We start from the raw sequence: 18,544 nt of genomic DNA on the forward strand, positions 1-18,544 counted from the left end.
AGCAGCGTCGTCTTGCCGCTGCCGGTGCCGCCGGGCGGGGACCGCATCCTGCGGGCGCTGATCGAGGCACGGCTCTCGTTCCTGATCAGCGGCGGCACCGGCAGCGGCAAGACGACGCTGCTGAGCGCGCTGCTCGGGCTCGTCGGACCGGGCGAGCGGATCGTGCTCGCCGAGGACTCGGCCGAGTTGAAGCCGGACCATCCGCACGTCGTACGGCTGGAGAGCAGGCCCGCGAACCAGGAGGGCGCCGGGCTCGTCACGCTCCAGGACCTGGTCCGCCAGGCACTGAGGATGCGGCCGGACCGGCTGGTCGTCGGCGAGGTGCGCGGCCCGGAGGTCGTCCAGCTCACTACCCGTTACGCACCAACACATCACGCCTGAGTGAACACGCAGGTCACCCCAGGAGCGTTACGCGCTGCGCTCGTGCCGGCCCTGCGCCTTCGCCTCGCGCAGCATGTCGACGATCAGCTTTCGGTCCTCGATGGGAAGAGGCATCTCCCAGGCCGTCCGCTCCAACCGATCCGACATGTCCGCGTAGGGGCGCTCCCGATCCTGACCGTCGCCCTCGGCCTGTTGGCGGAGGATCTCGCGAAGGACGACGGCGGCAGCGTCTCGCCCGGCTTCGGCCAGCCGCTCGGGGCTGACGCCGACGACACGTGCCATATGGGCCAGGGTCGTGTCTGGTGCGCGGACGCGTTTGGGTGGCCGCTTGGGTTCGTACCCACGTTCGATATGCCGCCATCGGGCACCCCCGAGCCTGATCGGGGCCAACTGCGCGGCGGCTTCTGGGCTCAGCCCCCGCGCCATGCGGGCAACGCGGATCAAGTGTGCCTCCGGTGGAGGCTCCATCTCCTGCTCGCTTGAAGTCACGGCCATCTCCCGTCCGGGCCCACACGAAACTTCAGGAAACTTTAGCGAATCTCTGCAGGTGAGAACGGCAAGCCTCAAGTAACTTCGATTGAAGGTCCGATTCTTCGTTGAAGCTTCTTGAAGTTTTTCGAAGTTTCGCCGTAGTGTTCTTCCCATGGAACCCCGACGGACCCACAGTCCGGAGTCGGTTCGCCGGAAGCGAATCGAAGCTGGCCTGAAACAGAAGGAACTCGCCCTCCGGGCTGGCATCTCCCGCCCTCACATGTCGTCCATCGAGCACGGCCGAGTCAGCCCCTCGCCGCCAGTGCTCCAACGGTTGGCCAAGGAACTCGGCTGCGAGGTCGCTGACCTCATGCCTCCGCAGATGAGTGCGGGGATGCCCGGGGCTGTGGCGGCATGAGCGGTCGGATCTGCCTGTCTGTCGACCAGGCATTCGAGGCGGGGTTCGAGGAGCCGTGTGAGCACCTGGTGCCGGACCCGAACGACTGCCCGGATTGCCGGCTGACCGAGGCAGAGATTCGCCGACTAGCCGTCCTGCTGCGCAGCGACCCGCCCGCCGAGGCAGGCGCATCAGCAGCGGCTGCCTGACCACATGAGAACGGGGCCGCGCCCGGCTGGACCCCGGACAGCGACCCCTCGGCACAGCCCACCCCCGCACCTACTGAAGGAGTGGAAGACCGTGACCGCATCATCCCACCAGACCCCGGGGCCCATGCCCCCCGAGTACCCGCCGGCCGCGACGCCGGAGCAGGCAGCCGCGGTGTTCGCTGCGTACGGCGCGGTCCTGCCTGTCCCGCTCGGCTCCGCGTACGTCGACCCGGTCGGGGCGGCAGCGGGCGTCCTGACCGCGGCGATGTCCAACGGGGCAGCGACGGCGCAGGAGTTGGCGCAGGCCGAGGCCGACGCCGGGCTGCTCTTCGACCCGCGGCGGGCCCAGGACATCGCGGCCGCCTCGGCGGAGCGGGCGCACGCCGAGGACGAGGCGGAGCTGGCCGAGCGCGGCCGCCAGCTCGCCGAGATGGCCGGTGCTCACCGCCAGGTCGCCGCGGTGGGCCGCCTGATCGAGGGGCGCCCCGGCTGGCACCTGCTGTCTGTCGCCGAGATCGCGGCGGCCGTCGAGTACGCCAAGACCGCGCACGACGGCAGTCCCCCGATGACGCTGACCTGGACGGGTACCGCCGAGGTGCCCGACGCGCACGAGGCCCACAAGCAGGTCGTCATCGCATGCGTCTCCTCCTACGGAGGCCGCGCGGACCTGCTCGTCGAGGGCGACGCGCGCACCAAGTTGGCCTCGCTCCTGGACACCGGAGCCATCCGCGACATCAACGCCCCCTGCTCGCGTGAGCCCGCCTGCGGCACCGACGGCGCCATGGACCCCACCGACGTGTTCGGCTGGTTCCACCTCGACGTGGCCGGCCTGGCCGGGGGCCCGCGCTGGTACTGCTCGCCGGGCTGCGTCAACGCCGCGATGGTCCGCGCCGGCGACGACCTGGCCCTCGCCGACCAGGCCGCCGCCGTCGACTCCGGCGAGCACGCGTATGACGAGGCCTCCTACCTCGACGCGCGCTACGGCTTGGGCGCGTCCGACGAGTACGCGGTGCAGCAGGCCGGGGCCGTCGAGGCGGGGTTCCAGGACGAGCGCGGCGACATCGACGAGGAGCGCGCGCTGTGAGCAACGACATCCGTAAGAGGGCGCTCACTGAGCTCACGCAGTTCGAGGGTGCCGTGTTCCGGTTCGGGCACCAGGTGCGCGCGTTCCTGGCCACGTTCCCCGAGGACCTGCCGTCGCCGAACTCGGTGCTGCCCAGGTTCCTCGACGAGACCACCGACGACGGCGAGCGGATCCCGGGTGGCGCGTCCTACGTGCACCTGGTGGGCCTGACCGAGGCCGGGGTGCAGGCGTGGGCGTCGTTTCTCGGCACGCAGGTGACGCGGAAGGTCACCGTCGAGCCCGGATACGTCAACGTCGGATTCCGGGCGGAGGGCGACGTGGACGGCCTGGGGGTATGCGTGGGCTCCTCGCAGACGTGGAGCCCCGAGGAGTGGAAGCAGCTTCAGGAGGCTGGACCGGGCGCCGGCAGTGATGCCGGATGACCGCCCTCGAGGAGCAGCCGGCCGGCGGTACCGGGCAGAGCATCCAGGGCGGCAGCCAGCTGTCCGTGGACGACGCCACCCGGGACCCCCTGCCGCAGCTGCGGTACGCGGACGCCGTGCACGCCGCCCTGCGCCCGATCGACCTCCTCCCCGACGCCCTCGACGTGGGCCTGCACATCGAGGACATGAACGGGCCGCGCGAGCTGTTCATCCGGCTCGAGTGGCTGCCCGGCCACGACGACCTGGTCCCCGACGAGCTGAACACTGCGGGGCTGGTCGTGCGGTGGTCGCACCTGGCCGGCTGGTCCGCATGCAGCGGCGCCGAGCGCGTCGGCTTCGACATCGACGAGCTCGCCGACCCGGCCACGGTCGCCGAGACCGCGATGCACGCCGTGCTGTGCGGTCTGTCGTGCGCCTGCGAGAAACCTGCGCCGGGCCGCTGGGAGCACGCCGTCTACCTGGAGATCGCCCTGGTCGCCTACGACGAGCGTGAGGAGAACGGCCGGTGAGCGTCGAAGCCTGGCTGATCTTGTGCGTGCTGGGAGTGCTGGGCCTGTTCGTGGTCGCAGGGTTCATCGAGACGCTCGATGAACGGCGACCGCCCGCCCCCGTCGCGCAGCCCCTGCGGAAGGTCCTGCCGCTGCTTCCCCCGGCCCGTCCGGGCGGCCCCTGGCATCCCGAGTTCTGTCTGGTCCGGGGCCGACGCGTCCGCGCTGCCCGTGCCCGGGCCCGCTCGGTCCGGCTGGGCCGCACGCGGTCTGTGGCCGAGGCCGCCCTCACCACCCCGCGCCGACTCGGCGCCTGACCCCTCCAACTCCGGGCGGGCGGGACGTGCCCTGACAACCGTCACGCCCGCCCGGGCACCAACCACTGAAGGAACACAGCATGCGGAACACCGCAGGCAGGACCGCGCTCATCACCCTCGCGCTCCGCGACCTCATCCCGGGCGCCGACCTCGCTCACATGACCGTGCAGGTCGCCGAGCGCTTCCCGGACTCGGTCGCCCTCAAGAACACCTGGAGCGGCACGCCCGACGGCGTGGCCCGGAAGATCGCCGCCGCCGTGTGGGGGGACACCGGGCAGGACGCGAGCCCGCTCGACCAGGCCGCGGACGCCAGGCGCGCCCGGGACCTGGTCGCCGAGGCCAGCATCCTGATGTCGGCCGGCGCCGACCTCGAAGCCGCGCCCTGGTACCCGGTACGCCCCGGCGACCTGGTCCACATCGCCTACGAACAGGCCGGCGAGATGGCTGCGTTCGGCGAGACGTACCTCGTGTACGACGCCGGGCGCGGGCTGCTGGGCATGTCGCTGCTGACGCACAACCTGCCCGCCACGGTCGACGACGACGTTGCCGCGGGCATGACCGGCGTCTTCGCGTCGGAGGACTCCGACGACCCGCTCTACGACCTCTGGTTCGAGGCGGGCCCGCAGCGGCTGACGATCGTGCGCGACGGCCGCCCCGTCCACATCGGCGGTGCCCGGTGAGCGACGACGTCTCGCACGACAAGGACGGCCAGACTGCCGCGGCAGACCAGGCCAGGGAACTCGCCGCGAACGCGCGGCAGGAGGCGCCCCTGGACCCGGAAGACCTCGACTACGACGACGCCGAGCTCGGCGTCGACGAGCCGTGCGGCGAGGGCATGTGCCGCTGCTCGTGCGGCGGGGCCTGCGTGTGCGGCTGCGAGTGCCCGGGCGACCAGGACGAGTGGCAGCCCGGCGAGTGCGACAACTGCTACGGCGAGACCATCAACGGACCGCTGGGACCGATCTACTGCGCCTGCGCGATCGGCCAGGGCGCCATCGACGGCCACTGCGTGTGCGGGCCGCCGCCCGGCTACGTGGCCGCCGACGAAAACCCCACCTACACGCTCCTCACCCCGGCCGCGGGCGGTGCGCGGTGACGCCGGCGGACGCGCGTACCCTGCGCCGCCGCAAGGTGGCCGACCTGCGGGCGGCCGAGCCGGGCCTGAGCCTGCGTCAGATGGCGCGGCGGCTGGGCCTGTCGCGCGACACGGTCAGCCGCGACCTGGACGAAATCAGCCGGCGGGCGGCCGAGGGTGCGCCACCGGTCGAGGCAGTGGCCGCCGTGGTGGACGTCCCCGCGTCCGAGGCCGAGGACGGCCCGGAGGCGGCGGACGATTCTGCGCCGCAGCCCGGCGAGGGTGCGGCCGAGGTTGCGCCACCGGTCGGGGCTGAGGTGGTTGTGGTGGCCGAGCCGCTGGCCGAGGTGGCTGGCGACGGTTACCGGGAGCGTCGGCCGCTGGCCCGGGCGCGGCTGCCGAGGCGGCTGGCGGACACCGAGCTGACGATCGACCTGACCCAGTGGCCGGCCCTGCGCCGCGACCTGGCGGTCCTGGCCGAGACCGGCATCAGCCCCGAGGCCCTGATCAACCAGGCCGTCGTGGTCCTCGCCCACGGCTACAGGCAGGGCCTGCGCTCCGGCGTCATCCGTCCCGACCGGCCCTTCGTCGTACGGGACTTGATCGTCGGGCCCCCGCGCAGCTTCCTCCGCGACCCCGTTCCCGCCCCGGCTGCCGAAGGCAGTCCGGGCACCTGAGACCGGGTCCGGCCGCCCGGCCGCTCTCCCTCCCCCTGGGGCGGCCGGACCCATCCCCCTTACCGAAGTCCGCACGAAGGAGGTCGCTGTGTACCGCTGGTGGTTCCTGGTCTCCCTGGCGCTGCTGCTCGCGGTGCTCGGCTGTGACCCCGCGTCCAGCACGGTGCCGACGCCGAGCCCCGCCGCCGCGCCCGGGTGGACGGGCCGATGACCGGGCCGTCCGCCCCGGGCCCCCGTCGGGGCGGGCGGCCCATCCGCGGCCGCCGCCGACGGCGCCGCCCGGGCGCGTGCGACGTGCCCCGGTTCCCGCACGACCTGACCTACGCGCGCCTGTATCCGTGCGGCTGGCGATGCGACCGGCACAGCCCTGCGGCGCTGCCCGCTCTGCTCCTGACCGATCAAGGAGGACCCCGATGACGACACCCAGCCCCGCGGACCTCGTCCGCCGCCAGGCCCCGCCCGCCGCCGTACGACCGGCACCGGTGGGAGGAGGCCGTCCTGTCCGGCGACCTGTACCGCGACGCGCGCCTGCTCGCGCTCGTCCTGGCCCACCACGCCGGTGAGTCCGGCTTCCTGCCCGAGGACGGCATCCAGTACCTGCGGCCCCTGGCGCGCATGGCCGATGTGACGCCGCGCCTGGTGAAGCTGGCGCTGCGCGACCTGCAACGGCGCGGCTACCTGTGGCGGCCGCCGATCGCCTCCGGGGAGCAGAGCCAGACAGCGCGGCCGATCACCCTCACGCTGCCCTCCGCGAGCGCCCGTACGGAGCCTCCCCATAGCGGCGAGGTGCCCGAGTGAGCGCGGCCGAGCGGCAGTTAGCACTGCTGCCCGACGACCCGCCCCGCTACGGCGGCCCCGCCGCCGTCCGCGCGGACCCGATCGTGACGTCCGGCCGTACCGAGTACACGGTGCGCTGCGACGGCACGGGCGGCTGCGGCGCGATCCACCGCCACACCGGCCCCGGCATCCGCACCGGGCCCTGCGGCGCGACCTACACCGTTCCCGCCGGCGACGAGCTCGCCGACGACACCAGCTAGGACCCCGTGACCCACCTGCCCGTGCCCGCCGCCGAGCCCCACCACAGCAGTGGTGGGGCCGGTGGTGCTGCCCGCGCAGAACCGGTCCTGCCGCCCTGGCACCACCAGAAGGTCAAGGTCCCCAAGCGCGTGTGGGGGACGGCCCGTTACTCCGCCGGGGCCGTCGCCTACCACGCCCAGGTGACAGCGCTCGGCCAGCGCCCGGACGGCTGCCGCGCCGGCGTGCTCACCCTCGCCGGGTACATGGGCGACTCCAAACGCACCGCCGAGCGGTACCTGGCCGAGCTGTCCGCGCCCGGCCAAGACGGCATCCCGGAGCTGACCACCATCCGGCACACCGACGGCGCCGGGGACGGCGAGACTGCCGAGCGCCATGCCCGCGGACTCCTCACCCGCAGCGAGCACTTCGCGTTCGTGTCCATCCTCGCGGCGAAGGCCCTGCGCCACCCGCTGTTCGTTCTCTACTGCGCCCTCGCCTACGCCGTGGCGACCAAGACCCCCGTCACGGCCGCCGAGCTCGCCGGCCTCCTGGACGTCACCGAGCGCTCCGCCCGCCGCATGACCGACGAACTCGAGGACCTCGGCTGGATCACCGTCCACCGCCGCACCGGGGACCACGGCCGCCACGAGTACGACGTCCACGATCACCCCCTGCACCTCGTCACCGACGAGCCGCTCCCACCGGACACACATGGCGGATCGGGTGCGGACACGACTGGCGGATCCCTCGCGTCTAAGGAAGACCCAGAACTGACTGACGAGAGAGCCGCCCAGGTGGGTGGGGCTTTCCGCCGTAGGCGAGACCAACGTAATGTCGCGCCGCCTGTGGATACCGGCAGTAACAGCACGAGCGTGCCGCCCACACTCCGAGGCCCTGTGCGCCCCGCTGCACGCCCCGCGTACGCCGGACCCCAGCTGACCCTCAGCCCACGCGTCTGGGCCGTCCTGGAACCCGTGCACGACCTCCTGCCCGGCGTACGGCCGTTCGTCGTGCGCCGCATCGGGCGCGAGATCGGCCGCCAACTCGACACCGGCATCTGGCCCGACGAGATCCGCGACCAGATCACCCGCCTCCGCCACTGGACCCCCGACGAGCAGATCACCGACCCCGGCCGCTGGCTCCTCGGGGCCGTCCTGCCCGTCCGCAGCAAGTGCGGGACGGCCGGCTGCCACTGGGGATTCCTCGCCCACACCGGCATGCCCTGCAAGGCCTGCGCCGAGATCGACACCGCGCACCCGCCGCATACAAGCACCGCCCGGCCACACGCCTGCGGCAGCTGCGGCTGGACCTCACCCACACCCCTGCCCCTCATGCGCTGCGCCGCATGCAGACCCACCGCCTGACCCGGAAGGACCCCATGGAAGACGACGAGCTCAGCGACGCCGCACTCAACCTGCTCCACGGCTTCGGCGAGAACGAGCTCGCACAGATGCTCGCCGACGCCCAGGCCGAGCTGATGAAACCCCCGCGCTGCCCCCACTGCCCGCACTGCACCGGCACCTGACCCGGAAGGACACCCCACCTGCCATGTACGAGAGCGAGACCCCCACCCCACGCCGCACCACCGGCTACGGCAGATGCGACGACTGCGGCCGCAGCGTCCTCTACGCCCTCACCACCAAACACCGCAAGATCATCGCCATCGACCCGCCCGAGGACCCCGCCGGCAACCAGGCCGTCTCGGTAAGGGAGTCGACCTACTGGACGCGCCAGCTCAGCACGGACCGGCCGATCGCCGAGGAACGCGAGGTCCTGCGGAAGCCGCACGTCGCCTCCTGCCCCGTCGCCCGCGCCCGCATCCGAAAGCGCGAGGCCGCCGCCCGGCGCACCGCCGGCCGCGCCCTCACCGGAGTACGGCCCACACCGTGGCGGCCGCGGTGAACCGACGCGAGCAGCGCGAGCAGCTGGACGACGAGATCGCGGCACTGCTCCGCGCCGGCGCCACCCACCAGCACATCGTGAACACCCTCAACGTCGGCAACAGCCGCGTCGTCCGCGTCCGCTCCGAACACGGCATCCCCCTGCCACCCGGCCGCGCCAAGCGCACCAGGGCCGAACTCGACACCCTCGCAGGCCGGGCCACCGCCATGCTCCGCGCCGGCGCCACCTACCAGCAGATCCGCGACGCCACCCGCCTCGACGTCCACCGCATCTGCGCCCTGCGCAAACAGCACCGCATCCCCGTCCCCGACCGCCGGCCGAACCGCCCTACGACCCCCGCCGCACCAGCCCCCAGCAGTGACATCGACACCCTCTACGACTCGATCTTCCACCCCGGAGCCACACCATGACCCACCACGCACCCCTGCCCGCCACACCCCAGGACGCGATCGCCGCCGCCCTCGACGACTACTGGATCACCAGCGACCCCGCCGGGCCCTTCCACACCACCGAGGCCGCCCAGCACGTCGACGCCAGCCTCACCGGCTACGGCTACACCATCACCACCCTCACCGCCGCGGCCGCGCCCCGCTGCACCTGCCCGACCCCCAGCCGCGCCAACATCACCGTCACCGCCCTCCTCGCCCTCGCCTGCCTCCTGGGATGCCTCGCCTCCCTCGCGCGCGGCGAACTGGGCTGGGCGGCCATCGCCTTCTTCGGCGCCGCAGCCCTCGCCAACGAGACGGCCGCCAGCCTCCACACCCGCCGGGCCCACAGATGAGCACCGGAACCCTCGTCATCGAGGCACTCACCACCCTCGCCGTTCTCCTCCACGCCTACTACGGCTGGGCCATCGCGATCATCGCCACCCTCACCGTCCTGCTCCTCGCCCTCGTCGGCGCCCTCAACAGCCTCTACGACCACTACCGCCACCCCCGCAACGACTGACTCTCGCGCGCACGCGCCTGCGTTTACGCGCGCGCGACCGCAGGCGCGCGAGACAACCGTCATTACTATCCAGTAGCCATGGCCGGACACCCCGCCCGGAAAGAACGATCATGAGCAGCGACGCCTATATCCGCTCGACCATCGACCCCGACACCCGTAAGGCCGCCTGTCTCCTGCGCTGGGGCCCGATCGAAGCCCTGATCACCCCCGAGAACACCCTCGCCACCGCCCGCGACCTGATGGCGGCCGCCGCCCACGCCGACACCGACATCGCCCTCCTCGCCTGGTGCCGCAAGCAACTCAAGGCCGACCCGAACACCGCCGGGCACATGGTCCTCGACATCCGCGCCCTCAGGACCGCGCCGACCGGTCCCGGACACAGCGCCCTGCGCATCGAATCCGTCGCCGGGGCCAAGACCGGCAAGCCCTACGTCAACATCGCCCGCGGCTCCATGAAGGCGCAACTGGACCCCGACGAGGCCCGCGAAATGGCCGGCCACTGGATCCAGGTCGCCGTAGCCGCACAGATCGACGTCCGCCTGCGCTACGCCCTCGGCGATCAGCCCGGCCTCACCGCGGACGACATCGAGCAGATCTTCGAACGCCTCCTGGCTGTTCAGCGATGACCGCGTGCAGCATCTGCCCCCGCACCGCCCCCGACGGGCACCACGCCTGCCTACTGCACGCCGGCGAGCTGCACGCGTGGCTCGCCGAGCTCCCCCAACAGACGCGCCTGCTCGGCGACTTCCTCGCCCCGTCCGCCAGCCCGCCCGCAGGCCGCCTCGGCGGCACCGGCCGCGCCCACGCCCCCGTACCCGTCGACATCCGCGTCCTGAACCTCCTCGGCCCGGGCCACCACGTACCGCCCGAGGACCCGTACGGCGACGGCGACGGCACCACCGTGCCCATCAGCGCCCTCGTCCGCGGCTGGGCCGACTACATCGCCACCGAGCACCAGGCCGTCACCCGCGACCAGTACGGCACCGCACACCACAGCCCGTGCGAGGGCGCACGCCCCCGCCAGGGAGCCACTGTCACCGGCTGGTGCGCGTGGCTGACCGCCTACCTGCCCCACGCCCTCGCCCAGCCCTGGGTAGGCGAGCTCCATCACCAGCTCGGCGACCTCCTGGCCCTCATCCGCGACCTCACCCACGCCGTACCGCGCAAGCACCCACAGACCGCCCCATGCCCGAAGTGCGAGGCTTTCGCCCTCGTCCGCACGGACGGCCAATGGCGCATCACCTGCGAGGCCTGCGGCCACCACCTCGACCCCGCCGAGTACGACGAGCACGCCGCGACCCTCGCGGCCCACCTCGCCCCGAAAATCGAACGCTCGAACCAACCGGCAGCGTGACCAGGCATGTGACGCGCGGTGCGGTCGCTGGACAAGATCCGCACTTAGCGTGAACATGGTGCCAGCGGGACACGTGTGCCCACGCCGACCACCGAGCACATCACGGAGGAGGCGAGGACCCTGACCGCTGAGCTCTACAACGGGGCGCAGGCCGCCGAACTGGCCACCACATGGCGCCGGATGCTCAGCGCCAACGCTGCCACCGTGAACCGCAGCGCGATCAGCAACTGGGTCACGCGCGGTCACCTGAAACCCGTTGGCCTCGACGAGCAGGGCCACCCGCTCTACACGCTCGCCGGCATCGCCCGCGCCGAACTCGCCACCCGCAAGCGCGCCCTGCGCCTGGTCGGCATCGGCGCTCCCTCGTCACAGAACTGCCACACCACGGCGGACGATCACCCCGCGCTGACAGGCTGACCCCTCTCACACCGCATCCCAGGGGGGAAGCATGGGGTTCATCAACAACGCCAAGGCGACCAAGGCCACCGACGAGGCCAAGAAGGCCTGGGCGGAAGGGCGCGGGGTCCTCGTCTACAAGTTCATCGAGGCGAACAAGACCAGCGCGACCACCGCGCCCATGGCCGGCGTCGGCGAGCAGATCGAGGCCGTCGAGGCCGAGGGCTGGGCGCTGGCCAACATGGCGGCCGCCGAGTCCAAGACCCTCGGGGGCGAACGCATCGGCCTCGTCTGCCTGTTCCGCCGCAGAGTCTGACGAGCCACCACCCGGCCCGGCCTGCACCACGTAGGCCGGGCCTCGCCATGCCAGGGGGTGACCGTGGCCACCGACCGCGGCGAACTCACCAGCTACCAATGGCGGATGCTGCGGGCCCGCACCCTCGCCGCGTCCGACGTCTGCATCGTCTGCGGACACGGCGCCTCCGACAGCGCCGACCATGTCATCCCCGTCAGCAAGGGCGGCGCACGCCTCGACCCCGACAACGTCGCACCGATCCACGGAGTGGCCGGCTGCCCCGTCTGCCTGCGCAAGTGCAACAGCGAGAAGAGCGACCGGCCCCTCGCCGACGTCGTGCAGCTGCACACCTCGGTCGACTGGTTCGCCGGGCCGTGAGAAGGGGCGGAGCAGATGGCGCGTGACGCTGCACGATTTGCCCGCCTGCTCCGTACATGGTGGACGCGAGGCCAAATCACGCACGCCGCACGCGAGCTGCAACGCCCTGACCTGCGTAAACGCGCAACTCCAGGTAGGGGGTCAGGGCAGGGGCGCACCCCTGACCTGGTCGATCTGCTCGCCGACCCCAGCATCATCGGCACCGAACGGCGCTGACCTGCGGCGATGCGGGCAACTACATAAACGTGCAGGTCAGAGCGATGCAACGCTCGCGCGCACTGCACGATTTGGCGACCGCCTCGGTACATGCAGGCACGGCCACCAAACCGGCACCCCTGCACGCCAGTCACAGGCCTGTGACCAGGCACTATGTGCATCCGCAGGTGCGGACAAACATGCAGGTCACAAGGGTGCGGGATCGATCCCTCGGGCCGATCGGATCAGTTCGGCTCCGGATCGGCCAAGATTTTTTAGGAAAGATCGTCTTCTCAACCCCGCGACCAGCTTCCATTTTTCTCTCCCCGGCCCCGAACCAGCCCCCGCGATGATCGCGGGCCCGAAGGGAGTCCGCCGTCATGGCATCCCGCGCTCTCCAGCTCGGCGACGCCGGCGCGCACCTGGCCCGGGCCGTCGCCGACATGCGGCACGCCCGGGGCTGGGACCAACGCACCCTCGCCGCCCACCTCGCCGAGGCCGGCCGCCCGGTCAGCAGCTCGGTAGTCGGCAAGATCGAGGGCGGCACGCGACGCGTCGACGTCGACGACCTGGTGGCGCTCGGCGTCGCGTTCTCCGTCGCCCCCGCCCGCCTGCTCCCCGTGCCCGCCGACGCCCACGCCCGGGCAGAGCTCCCCGCGGCCGCCGATCCGTACGAGGCCTCCGCCGGACCCGGGCCCGTGCGCGCGCAGCTGCTCGACGACCTCGCCGCGCTCGGCGACCTGGAGGAGCTCGACGCCCTGGCACCGACCCTCGCCGCGGCCGCCGTGCGCCTGGCCCAGGAGATCGACGCACCGGCCAGCCTCGGCAACTCGCTGCCCGGCATGGTCAAGGAGCTGCGGGCGGTGGTGAAGGAGCTGCGGGCCCTGGGGCCGGAGGGGCCGGACGATGACGACGACCTCGGAGACCTGGCGACTCCCGACTGAGGCCGCCGAGGATCTGCGCGAGCGGTACGGGCTGACGTGTCCGCCCCGGTGGGGGACACCGCGGCGGCCGGAGTTCCCCACGCTCGGCGGCAAGGTCGCCGCGGTCATGGTGCGGCTCGGCTTCACGCCGATGCCGTGGCAGCGCTACGTGTGGGACGTCGCCCTGGAGATCGACCCCGTCACCCGCGTGTTCGCCTACCGCGACGTGGGCCTGTCCGTCCCCCGCCAACAGGGCAAGACCCAGGGCCTGTTGGCGGTGAAGGTCCACCGTGCTGCCGCCTACAGGCGCCAGCGGATCGTCTACGCCGCACAGACCCGGGCCATGGCGCGGGACCGGTGGGAGGACGAGTTCTGGGCGACGATCGAGGCCTCGCGCCTGATCCGCCAGTTCGTCATCCGCAAGGCCAACGCCCACGAGGCGATCATCCACAAGAAGACCCGGTCCCGGATCGGGATCACCGCGAACACCGAGCACGCCGGACACGGTCCGCCGCTCGACCTCGGCATGATCGACGAGGCGTTCGCGCATCAGGACGACCGCCTGGAGCAGGCGTTCAGCCCGGCCATGCTCACCCGCCCGATGGCCCAGCTGTGGTGGGCGTCCGCCGGCGGCACGGAGAAGTCCGTGTTCCTCAACAAGAAGCGGGCGGCGGGCAGGGCGATGGTCGAGCTGCTGTTCGCGACCGGTGTGCATCCGCGCAACGCCTACTTCGAGTGGTTCGCCCCGGACGACATGGACCGGGCGGACCCGGCGACCTGGCGGGCGACGCTGCCCGCCCTCGGCTACACGGTGACCGAGGACACCATCCAGGCCGAGCTCGACAAGCTGGACCCCGCCGAGTTCGACCGCGCCTACCTCAACCGGACGCGCAAGGCCGCGCCGCCCACCGACCCCAACGTGCCCAAGGAGCGGTGGCCCGGGCTCGTCGACGCGAGCAGCCGGCCCGTGCCCGACGCCGTGGCGCTGGCGATCGACGTGTCGCAGAAACGCGACTGGTCGACGATCGCCGCGGCGTCGATGCGCGAGGACGGCCGCGTGCATCACGAGGTCGTCGCCCGCCGCCCCGGTACGGACTGGGTGGTGCCCGCCATGGTCCGACTCAAGAAGCTGTGGAACCCGATCGCCATCGCCGTCCCCTCGTCCGGGGCGCCGGCCGGATCGCTCATCGACGACCTGGTGGCGGCCGGCATCGACGTCCCCAAGACCCGGGGCAAGGGCAGCGAGCGGGCCAGGCCTGCGCGCGGCGACCTCGCGATCCTGCGCACCACGGACGCCGTCGAGGCCTGCGCCCAGATGGCCGACGCGATGCGCCAGGACGGCGGCCGCCACCTCGACCAGGTCCCGCTCACCGCCGCGGTCAACGGTGCCCGCACCAGGCGCGTGGGCGACGCCTGGACGCTGGACCGTACGGCCTCGCTCACCGACGTGTCCCCGCTGTGCGCGGTGACCTGGGCGCGGTGGGCGCTGGTGACCCGGCTGCCCGTTGTGATCGACGACTACGACATCGCGGACTCGTTCGCGTGAGAGGGGGCGGCCGTGGGTGTCGGGGCGAGGCTGAAGCGGATGTTCATCCGCGACGCGAACATCGTCACCGCCGATGACCTGCTGGCGATGGCCCGCGAGCAGCGCACCGGCGGCAAGAGCGTGCACGTCACCAGTGACACCGCACTGCGGCAGTCCGCGGTGTGGGCGTGCCTGCGGCTGCGCGCCGACCTGATGTCCACCTTCCCCATCGACGTCTACCGCCGGGTACAGGGCCTCCAGGTCGAGGTGCCCACGCCGCCCGTCCTGGTCACCCCGGGCGGCAGCGAGGTGGGCGTCAAGGAGTGGATGTACTCAACCGAGTTCGACCTGGACCGGTCGGGCAACTGCTTCGGTGTCATCACCGAACGCACGGGCGTCATCGGCCCGGACGGGCGGGGCCTGCCCGGGCGCATCGACCTCGCCGAGCTCAGCCAGGTCACCGTCCGCGCGACCGGATCCACGATCACCAAGTTCGTGATCGGGGGCAGGGAGTACGACCCCTGGGAGGTGTGGCACGAGAAGCAGTACACCGTCGCCGGGTTCCCGCTCGGTCTGTCCCCGGTGGCGTACGCAGCCTGGTCGATCGAAGCGTCTCTCAACGCGCAGCAGTTCGCGCGGGACTGGTTCGCCGCCGGCATCGTTCCCTCGGGCACGCTGAAGAACGTCAACAAGACGATCGACAAGAAGAACGCCCGCGAAGTCAAGGACGGTTTCCGGGCGGCCGTCTCCAACGGCGACGTCTTCGTGCACGGCGTCGACTGGGAGTACAAGCCCGTCCAGGCCGTCAACCAGCAGTCCCAGTTCATCGAAGCGCAGCAGTACAGCAACGGGGACATCGCCCGGTTCTTCGGCTGCCCCGGCGACCTGATCGACGCCGCGGCGTCGGGCAGCAGCATCACGTACGCCAACATCGGCCAGCGCAACCTCCAGTTCCTCATCATGAACCTGGGGCCGGCCGTCTCCCGCCGCGAGGACACGTTCAGCCGGAAGCTGGTGTCCAACCCGCGCTACGTGAAGCTCAACACGGACGCCATGCTGCGCATGGACCCCGAGACCCGCGCCCGCGTCATCGGCGCACAGATCACCGCGCGCACGCTCGCCCCCTCCGAGGCCCGCGCCCTCGACGAGCGACCGCCCTTCACCGAGGACCAACTGGCCGAGTTCGACCGCCTCTTCGGCTCGCGCTCCGTCCCCGCGCAGCCCACCACCGCCGTACCGGGAGCATCGTCATGACCATCACGCTCGCCGCGGCCGCGGCCGAACGAGTCCAGCACATCCGCCAGCGCGCCGACCGCCCCTCGCAGCGCCGCTGCGCCGAGGAGGCCCGGTCCCGCGCCACGGTGCGCGCCACCCTGTCCGGCGTCCAGCTCCGCGAGGCAGGCGACGGCACGACCCTGGAGTTCATCGGACGGGCGACCGTCTACGAGCAGGCCTACGAGATGTGGGACATGTTCGGCCCGTACACGGAGATCGTCTCCGAGGGCGCCGGCACCGACTCGCTCGCCCGCGCCGACCTCGACGTCCCGCTCGTCCTCGGGCACGACCAGCTGCGCCGCCTGGCCCGCACCACCACGGGCACACTGCTGCTGGCCGAGAGCGCCGACGGCCTGGACGTGCGCGCGCCCGCCCTCGACCCGGGCGACTACGACGTGGCGTACATCGCGCCGAAGCTGCGCTCGGGCCTGGTCGACGAGATGTCGTTCGCGTTCCGCATCGAGTCGGGGCAGTGGTCCCCGGACTACACCGAGTACCGGATCAACCGGTACGACATCCACCGCGGCGACGTCGCGATCGTCGGCTACGGCGCCAACCCGTACACCGGGGCGAGCATGCGCCAGCCCGCGGCCGCGCCGGCGTCGAGCCGGGCCCGGGCACTCCTCGAACTGGCCCTCGCCCGATGACGCGCCGCATGCTGCGGCACCAGATCTACGTCACGGGCGAGCCGCAGGTCCGCAACATCCACAGCGACCCCGTGCACGTCGAGGCGGCCCGTATCGGCGTGGGCCAGGACGCCCCGCACGTCGTCGACTTCTGGGCCGAGGGATCGCTGGAAGCGGCCGGCACCGACCGCACGTTCCTCGTCGTGGGCACGGGCCAGCCGATCCCCGAGGGCGCGCGCTGGTGGGGCACCACCGGACGCACCGCCGACAACCTGGTCTGGCATCTCTACGAGATCCAGACCTGACTTCCCCCTGATCTTCCCGCCGTCCGGCGGGAGTTACTGCCCTGCGCTCACGCGCACGAGTCCGCCCGGCGCCATGCCTCGGGTGGCCGTCTGATCTGGACCGGGGCGTCTGGAATCCATCGACCAAGGAGGACGAGCCGTGACGCTCGCCGAACTGATCGCCCAGGCGCGTGCCGCGCTGGGAACGGCGATCACCACCCGCCAGCAGGAGCAGGAAGCGCTGGTCGCGCTGCGCTCCGACGAGAACCTGACCGAGGAGGCCGTCGCCGCACAGGTCGCCCTCCGCGACGCCGCGGACGCCGAGGTCACCCGCCGCCAGGCGGCCCTCGACGAGCTGGAGACCGAGCAGGCCCGCGAGGACCAGATCGCCGCTCTTCAGGCCCGCACCACCCCGGCCGCCAACCGGGCACCGGCGTACGACAACGTGCACCGCGTCGGGCAGGAGGAGCGCACCTACCGGCCCGACGAGGACCGGCGCGGGGCCAACTTCGAACGGGACGTCGCCGCCGCATTCCTCGGCGACTACGAGGCACAGGGCCGCCTGGCCCGGCACATGGTCGAGGAGCGGGTCGAGCGCGGCGACCAGCTGGTGCGGACCGACGGCCAGCAGCAGCGCGCCGCAGGCACGGGCGCCTTCGCCGGCCTGGTCGTGCCGCAGTACCTGACCGACCTCTACGCGCCCGCGGCGGCCGCGCGCCGCCCCTTCGCGGACGCCTGCCGCCCGCACGACCTGCCCCCGCAGGGCATGACCGTGAACCTCTCCCGCATCACCACCTCGACGTCGACGGCGCTCCAGGCCTCGGAGAACACCGCGGTGTCCGAGACCGACATCGACGACACGCTGCTGCCCGTCTCCGTGCAGACCAACGCGGGCCAGCAGACGCTGTCCCGGCAGGCCATCGAGCGCGGTGCCGGCGTCGAACCGGTGGTCCTGGACGACCTGTTCCGGCGGTACGGGACGACGCTCGACTCGACGCTCCTCAACCAGGCCACCAACGGCCTGACGAACGTCGCAACGACAGTCGCCTACACCGACGGCACGCCGACCGTGGCCGAGCTGTACCCGAAGGTCATCGAGGGCCTGTCGGGTGTGGAGTCGGCGCTGCTCGACATGGCGACCGGCGACAACATCGCGGTCATGCACTCCCGCCGCTGGTACTGGATGCAGAACGCCATGGCGTCCACCTGGCCGATGATCACGCAGCCGGGCATCGTGGCCCAGACCCTCGGCGTCAACTACGCCACCACGTACGGCAGCGGCGTGCGCGGTGTCCTGCCCAACGGCACTCCGGTCATCGTCGACAACAACGTCGGCACGACCCTCGGAGCGGGCACCGAGGACGAGATCTACCTGGCGGACCGCCAGGAGTGCCACCTGTGGGAAGACCCGAACGCCCCGATGTACATCAGGGCGGAGCAGCCGAAGCTGGCCAGCCTCGGCGTGCTGATGGTCGTGTACGGCTACTTCGCCTACACCCACGCCCGCTACGCCCAGGCCCGGAAGATCGCGGGCACCGGCCTCATCGCGCCGACGTTCACCGGCGTCTGATCCCCCCGCCGCGCAGGGCCCGCCACGACTCCGGCGGGCCCTGCGCGTTCCCCCCGACCCAAGGAGCGAAGCCATGACCGACGAACCGCAGACCGAGGACCCGATGGTCGCAGCGCTGCTGCGCGAGCGCGTGGGCTACGTCGCGCGCGGCATGACCGACCGGGTGGCCCAGGTCGACGAGCAGCTCGGGCTGCGCGGCTACACCCCGCAGCCCGAGACGCCCGCCGAGGACGCGTCCGAGGAGACGTCCGAGGAGGACGCCGCGGCCGCCGAGGAGGAGACGCGGGCGACGCCGCCCAGGCGCCGCCGGGCGCGCAGTACCGAGCAGGCATGAC

31 protein-coding genes are annotated in these 18,544 nt (G+C 72.1%); 30 read left to right on the forward strand and 1 reads right to left on the reverse strand.

Annotated features, from left to right (window positions below):
- On the forward strand, window positions 1-381 hold a 381-nt coding region (locus tag JHN63_RS15015), incomplete at its 5' end, for an ATPase, T2SS/T4P/T4SS family (protein WP_234476865.1).
- A 27-nt stretch (window positions 382-408) separates the two neighbouring features.
- Here JHN63_RS15015 and JHN63_RS54665 read toward each other — a convergent pair.
- The gene (locus tag JHN63_RS54665; protein WP_200680686.1) at window positions 409-663 is read right to left on the reverse strand and encodes a hypothetical protein; all 255 of its coding nucleotides are present in this window, start codon (window positions 661-663) and stop codon (window positions 409-411) included.
- A gap of 361 nt (window positions 664-1,024) precedes the next feature.
- Here JHN63_RS54665 and JHN63_RS15025 point away from each other — a divergent pair, with 361 nt between their 5' ends.
- The 29 genes from JHN63_RS15025 (at window position 1,025) to JHN63_RS15160 (ending at window position 18,543) form a co-directional block, all read left to right on the forward strand.
- The gene (locus tag JHN63_RS15025; protein ID WP_200680688.1) at window positions 1,025-1,270 is read left to right on the forward strand and encodes a helix-turn-helix domain-containing protein; all 246 of its coding nucleotides are present in this window, start codon (window positions 1,025-1,027) and stop codon (window positions 1,268-1,270) included.
- Between the two features lie 279 nt (window positions 1,271-1,549).
- The gene (locus JHN63_RS15030) at window positions 1,550-2,542 is read left to right on the forward strand and encodes a hypothetical protein (protein WP_200680690.1); all 993 of its coding nucleotides are present in this window, start codon (window positions 1,550-1,552) and stop codon (window positions 2,540-2,542) included.
- On the forward strand, window positions 2,539-2,964 hold the full coding sequence (locus JHN63_RS15035; RefSeq protein WP_200680698.1) for a hypothetical protein: 426 nt from the start codon (window positions 2,539-2,541) through the stop codon (window positions 2,962-2,964). The genes JHN63_RS15030 and JHN63_RS15035 overlap by 4 nt, the downstream gene beginning before the upstream one ends.
- The gene (locus tag JHN63_RS15040; protein WP_200680700.1) at window positions 2,961-3,473 is read left to right on the forward strand and encodes a hypothetical protein; all 513 of its coding nucleotides are present in this window, start codon (window positions 2,961-2,963) and stop codon (window positions 3,471-3,473) included. The genes JHN63_RS15035 and JHN63_RS15040 overlap by 4 nt, the downstream gene beginning before the upstream one ends.
- Window positions 3,470-3,769 (forward strand): hypothetical protein, encoded by a 300-nt coding sequence (locus JHN63_RS15045; RefSeq protein WP_200680702.1) that lies wholly within the window; start codon window positions 3,470-3,472, stop codon window positions 3,767-3,769. The genes JHN63_RS15040 and JHN63_RS15045 overlap by 4 nt, the downstream gene beginning before the upstream one ends.
- An 80-nt stretch (window positions 3,770-3,849) precedes the next feature.
- On the forward strand, window positions 3,850-4,449 hold the full coding sequence (locus tag JHN63_RS15050) for a hypothetical protein (RefSeq protein ID WP_200680704.1): 600 nt from the start codon (window positions 3,850-3,852) through the stop codon (window positions 4,447-4,449).
- Entirely contained in the window at window positions 4,446-4,865 is a 420-nt protein-coding gene (locus JHN63_RS15055) for a hypothetical protein (protein WP_200680706.1), read from the forward strand. The genes JHN63_RS15050 and JHN63_RS15055 overlap by 4 nt, the downstream gene beginning before the upstream one ends.
- A complete protein-coding gene (locus JHN63_RS15060; protein WP_200680708.1) occupies window positions 4,862-5,521 on the forward strand; it encodes an HTH domain-containing protein in 660 nt (219 codons plus the stop codon). The genes JHN63_RS15055 and JHN63_RS15060 overlap by 4 nt, the downstream gene beginning before the upstream one ends.
- 88 nt (window positions 5,522-5,609) lie before the next feature.
- Window positions 5,610-5,732, forward strand: a complete 123-nt coding sequence (locus JHN63_RS53925) for a hypothetical protein (RefSeq protein WP_267953766.1) — start codon at window positions 5,610-5,612, stop codon at window positions 5,730-5,732.
- Window positions 5,733-6,136: 404 nt separating this feature from the next.
- The gene (locus JHN63_RS15065) at window positions 6,137-6,319 is read left to right on the forward strand and encodes a hypothetical protein (protein WP_200680709.1); all 183 of its coding nucleotides are present in this window, start codon (window positions 6,137-6,139) and stop codon (window positions 6,317-6,319) included.
- On the forward strand, window positions 6,316-6,558 hold the full coding sequence (locus JHN63_RS15070) for a hypothetical protein (RefSeq protein ID WP_200680711.1): 243 nt from the start codon (window positions 6,316-6,318) through the stop codon (window positions 6,556-6,558). Before JHN63_RS15065 ends, JHN63_RS15070 begins: the two co-directional genes overlap by 4 nt.
- 6 nt (window positions 6,559-6,564) lie before the next feature.
- Complete coding sequence (locus JHN63_RS15075) at window positions 6,565-7,902, forward strand: hypothetical protein (protein WP_200680713.1); 1,338 nt, start codon at window positions 6,565-6,567, stop codon at window positions 7,900-7,902.
- A 14-nt stretch (window positions 7,903-7,916) separates the two neighbouring features.
- A complete protein-coding gene (locus JHN63_RS15080; RefSeq protein ID WP_200680715.1) occupies window positions 7,917-8,063 on the forward strand; it encodes a hypothetical protein in 147 nt (48 codons plus the stop codon).
- A 23-nt stretch (window positions 8,064-8,086) separates the two neighbouring features.
- Entirely contained in the window at window positions 8,087-8,440 is a 354-nt protein-coding gene (locus JHN63_RS15085; protein ID WP_200680717.1) for a hypothetical protein, read from the forward strand.
- Complete coding sequence (locus JHN63_RS15090; protein ID WP_200680719.1) at window positions 8,425-8,850, forward strand: hypothetical protein; 426 nt, start codon at window positions 8,425-8,427, stop codon at window positions 8,848-8,850. The genes JHN63_RS15085 and JHN63_RS15090 overlap by 16 nt, the downstream gene beginning before the upstream one ends.
- Window positions 8,847-9,221 carry a hypothetical protein gene (locus JHN63_RS15095; protein ID WP_200680721.1) on the forward strand — a complete coding sequence of 125 codons (375 nt, stop codon included), beginning with the start codon at window positions 8,847-8,849 and terminating at the stop codon, window positions 9,219-9,221. The genes JHN63_RS15090 and JHN63_RS15095 overlap by 4 nt, the downstream gene beginning before the upstream one ends.
- Window positions 9,218-9,388, forward strand: a complete 171-nt coding sequence (locus JHN63_RS15100) for a hypothetical protein (RefSeq protein ID WP_200680723.1) — start codon at window positions 9,218-9,220, stop codon at window positions 9,386-9,388. Before JHN63_RS15095 ends, JHN63_RS15100 begins: the two co-directional genes overlap by 4 nt.
- Window positions 9,389-9,498: 110 nt before the next feature.
- On the forward strand, window positions 9,499-10,014 hold the full coding sequence (locus JHN63_RS15105; protein WP_200680725.1) for a hypothetical protein: 516 nt from the start codon (window positions 9,499-9,501) through the stop codon (window positions 10,012-10,014).
- Window positions 10,011-10,742: a hypothetical protein gene (locus JHN63_RS15110; RefSeq protein WP_200680727.1), complete on the forward strand. Its 732-nt coding sequence runs from the start codon at window positions 10,011-10,013 to the stop codon at window positions 10,740-10,742. Before JHN63_RS15105 ends, JHN63_RS15110 begins: the two co-directional genes overlap by 4 nt.
- Window positions 10,743-10,817: 75 nt before the next feature.
- Window positions 10,818-11,159: a MerR family transcriptional regulator gene (locus JHN63_RS15115; protein WP_200680729.1), complete on the forward strand. Its 342-nt coding sequence runs from the start codon at window positions 10,818-10,820 to the stop codon at window positions 11,157-11,159.
- Window positions 11,160-11,190: 31 nt separating this feature from the next.
- On the forward strand, window positions 11,191-11,454 hold the full coding sequence (locus JHN63_RS15120) for a hypothetical protein (RefSeq protein WP_200680731.1): 264 nt from the start codon (window positions 11,191-11,193) through the stop codon (window positions 11,452-11,454).
- Window positions 11,455-11,517: 63 nt separating this feature from the next.
- Complete coding sequence (locus JHN63_RS15125) at window positions 11,518-11,811, forward strand: HNH endonuclease (RefSeq protein ID WP_200680739.1); 294 nt, start codon at window positions 11,518-11,520, stop codon at window positions 11,809-11,811.
- A gap of 575 nt (window positions 11,812-12,386) precedes the next feature.
- The gene (locus tag JHN63_RS15130; protein ID WP_200680741.1) at window positions 12,387-12,950 is read left to right on the forward strand and encodes a helix-turn-helix domain-containing protein; all 564 of its coding nucleotides are present in this window, start codon (window positions 12,387-12,389) and stop codon (window positions 12,948-12,950) included.
- A complete protein-coding gene (locus JHN63_RS15135) occupies window positions 12,913-14,475 on the forward strand; it encodes a terminase (RefSeq protein ID WP_200680743.1) in 1,563 nt (520 codons plus the stop codon). The genes JHN63_RS15130 and JHN63_RS15135 overlap by 38 nt, the downstream gene beginning before the upstream one ends.
- A 39-nt stretch (window positions 14,476-14,514) precedes the next feature.
- Entirely contained in the window at window positions 14,515-15,708 is a 1,194-nt protein-coding gene (locus JHN63_RS15140; RefSeq protein ID WP_234476867.1) for a phage portal protein, read from the forward strand.
- Window positions 15,705-16,376 (forward strand): HK97 family phage prohead protease, encoded by a 672-nt coding sequence (locus JHN63_RS15145; RefSeq protein ID WP_200680754.1) that lies wholly within the window; start codon window positions 15,705-15,707, stop codon window positions 16,374-16,376. Before JHN63_RS15140 ends, JHN63_RS15145 begins: the two co-directional genes overlap by 4 nt.
- A complete protein-coding gene (locus JHN63_RS15150; RefSeq protein ID WP_200680756.1) occupies window positions 16,373-16,660 on the forward strand; it encodes a hypothetical protein in 288 nt (95 codons plus the stop codon). Before JHN63_RS15145 ends, JHN63_RS15150 begins: the two co-directional genes overlap by 4 nt.
- Window positions 16,661-16,799: 139 nt before the next feature.
- A complete protein-coding gene (locus JHN63_RS15155) occupies window positions 16,800-18,209 on the forward strand; it encodes a hypothetical protein (protein ID WP_200680758.1) in 1,410 nt (469 codons plus the stop codon).
- A gap of 73 nt (window positions 18,210-18,282) precedes the next feature.
- Complete coding sequence (locus JHN63_RS15160; RefSeq protein WP_200680760.1) at window positions 18,283-18,543, forward strand: hypothetical protein; 261 nt, start codon at window positions 18,283-18,285, stop codon at window positions 18,541-18,543.
- The last annotated feature ends 1 nt before the right edge of the window (window position 18,544 follow it).

The sequence above is a fragment of the Streptomyces sp. MBT65 genome (genome assembly GCF_016612545.1).
Classification (GTDB): domain Bacteria; phylum Actinomycetota; class Actinomycetes; order Streptomycetales; family Streptomycetaceae; genus Streptomyces.